Genomic DNA, 2647 nt, shown 5'->3' on the forward strand with positions numbered 1-2647 from the left:
CGAACACCCCCTGTATAGGTCTATTTTCCTACACAGGGGGCGTTTTGTCTATTGTCCACTTTTACTGGACCTGTTCAGACTGCCGAAGGTGTTTTTTTATTATGCCTCATAAGCACAGAAGGTATAGCCCTGTGCGCGCAGATCGTCGATCACCTGTCCCAAAATCTCGGTATTGGTCTGGGATACAGCGTGCAGCAGGTAGATAGCTCCAGGGTGACAGCGCTGCTCGATGGTCTGAATTGCCTCCTGTGGGTCAGGCTGGTCGTCCACCAGCCAATCCTGATAGGCAAAGCTCCAGAATACACTGCGATAGCCAAGCTGCTGCAAGATGCTCAGATCCTGCTCGGAAAACTCACCCATCGGGAAACGGAACAGCTTCATCTCGTAGTTGTAGTTTTCCAGCATATATTCATGCAGTCCCAGCACCTCCTGACGACACTCTTCCACGCTGCAATCGGGCAGCGACGGATGGTTGACACTGTGATTGCCCACCACATGTCCCTCGTCGATCATCCGCTGAATCAGCTCCGGTTCACTTTCGACATAAGGCTGGGTGACAAAAAACACCGCCGGAACCTGCTTTTCCTTGAGGACATCCAGAATCTTCTCGGTATATCCATTCTCATATCCTTCGTCAAAGGTCAGGTAGATGTTCATCTCATTCTCCCGAATAAAGTCAGCATCGTACTGCCCATACTTCTCCTGATAGGAAGTCGCTCCCACCGGACGATTATTCTCGTCGGTCTGTAATCCTGGACCCCAGCCCAGTTTTTCGGTGCTCAGTCCCTGCAGAGAAACATCCTGTACTTCCTGTTCTTTCTGGGTCTCTTCTTCCTGCTTCTGTTCCTCCTGTTCCTGTGTTTCCTGTTTTTCTACTTCTTCCTCTGGCTCTGTCTGATTGTCCGGCAGCTGCACTTCCTCCGTCGGCAGTTTTGCCGACAGGCTGTCCTGTTCCTGCTCGTCCTCGGCAGTCATGGTTTCATCCAGCTTCTGTTCCTCCTGCGGCACCTCGGACTCCGGTGTCTGCTGAACATCGCGGGTGCATCCGGTGCCCGCTGCCAGCATCATCGCCACAAGCAGCAAAGAGAAAAAACGTTGGTATCTGTATTTTTTCATCCAATCGACATCCCTTTCTTTTAAAAAGTCTTGTTTCCTGTATATTCTGTCCCAAAGGCGGCGTTCCATACTGTTTTCTTATCTCCATTATAAAAGACTTTTGTCATAAAATGCAATCCGCCGGACAGAATAAAATTGAATTCTTTTTCAGGGAGGTCTATCATGAGTAAAATCAATCGCTCCATACAAACGATCAAAGCCCGCGAAATTCTGGATTCGCGCGGAAATCCCACCGTAGAAGCGGTGGTCATTCTGGAAGACGGAAGCGCCGGACGTGCTGCTGTTCCTTCCGGTGCATCCACCGGCAGCTATGAAAAACCCGAGATCCGCGACAACGATCCTTCCCGTTACCTGGGCAAAGGCGTACAGCTTGCCGTCGAGCAGGTCAAGACATGGATTGCACCGGCTCTCACAGGAAAAAGTGTCCTCCAACAGCAGGAAATCGACCGTATCCTCTGCGAACTGATCAACCCTAAAAGCGGCAAGGAACTTGGTTCCAATGCCACCCTCGCTGTTTCATTGGCCTGTGCACGCGCTGCCAGCGTTTCCTGGCAGCTTCCTCTCTATCGCTGGCTGGGTGGACTGAGTGCCAACCGTCTGCCGATGCCGATGATGAACATTTTAAACGGCGGTGCTCACGCCGGCAACAATCTGGACGTGCAGGAATTTATGATTCTGCCGACCGGCACACAGAACTTTTCCCAGGCAATGGAATGGTGCTGCCGTGTCTATCATCGTCTGAAGGAAATCCTTCGCGAGCAGGGTTTGTCCGTCTCGGTGGGAGATGAAGGCGGATTTGCTCCCAACCTGCCCTCGGAGGATGAGGCACTCAACCTGATCTGTCAGGCCATCGACCGCGCAGGCTTTCTGCCGCAGCGTGACTTTGTCTTTGGATTGGATGCTGCCGCCTCCGAATGGATCAAGCAGGAACCGGATAGTCTGGAAACAAAATACGTTCTGCCCAAATCCCAGCTTTCTTATACCACCGAACAGCTCATCTCCCACTGGGAAGCTCTGTGCGGCAAATATCCGATCCGCTCCATCGAGGACCCATTGGGAGAAAACGACTGGCAGGGCTTTGTCCAGCTGACCCATCGCATCGGCTCCCGCGTCCAGATCGTCGGAGACGACCTGTTCGTCACCAATCCTCAGCGCATTGCTGAAGGAATCGCCATGAAGGCAGCCAATGCCGTGCTCATCAAGCCCAATCAGATCGGCACCCTTACCCAGACCATTCAGGCGGTCCAGATGGCACAGCGAGCCGGCTATAAAGTCATCCTCTCTCACCGTTCTGGTGAAACCGAGGACAGCACCATCGCCGACCTCGCCGTTGCGCTGGGCGCGGACTTTATCAAGTCGGGCGCTCCCTGCCGCGGAGAGCGCACTGCCAAATACAATCAGCTGCTGCGGATTGAAGAATCACTGGGCAAACAGTCTGCGTTCGCAAAGCAATCAAAACCACTAGTAAACTAGTGGTTTGCTCAGACCCCAGAGGGGTCAGTACTTGCTGACCCCTGGAAGGGGTACTGAG

General features: G+C 53.0%; 2 protein-coding genes. One reads left to right on the forward strand and one right to left on the reverse strand.

Features of this window, described 5'->3' with window-relative positions; translation table 11 throughout:
• Nucleotides 1-99 precede the first annotated feature (99 nt).
• Nucleotides 100-1116, reverse strand: a complete 1017-nt coding sequence (locus Q0L39_RS11555; protein WP_296629333.1) for a polysaccharide deacetylase family protein — start codon at nt 1114-1116, stop codon at nt 100-102.
• 162 nt (nt 1117-1278) lie between these two features.
• Here Q0L39_RS11555 and eno point away from each other — a divergent pair, with 162 nt between their 5' ends.
• Nucleotides 1279-2589, forward strand: coding sequence for a phosphopyruvate hydratase (gene eno, locus Q0L39_RS11560; RefSeq protein ID WP_296629334.1), 1311 nt, complete (start codon nt 1279-1281; stop codon nt 2587-2589).
• The last annotated feature ends 58 nt before the right edge of the window (nt 2590-2647 follow it).

The organism is uncultured Negativibacillus sp. (genome assembly GCF_944388365.1).
Lineage (GTDB): Bacteria > Bacillota > Clostridia > Oscillospirales > Ruminococcaceae > Negativibacillus.

Bases quoted from the DNA above. Each gene is read 5' to 3' on its own strand.
- Q0L39_RS11555 (WP_296629333.1), bottom strand. From the start codon at position 1,116: ATGAAAAAATACAGATACCAACGTTTTTTCTCTTTGCTGCTTGTGGCG.
- eno (WP_296629334.1), top strand. From the start codon at position 1,279: ATGAGTAAAATCAATCGCTCCATACAAACGATCAAAGCCCGCGAAATT.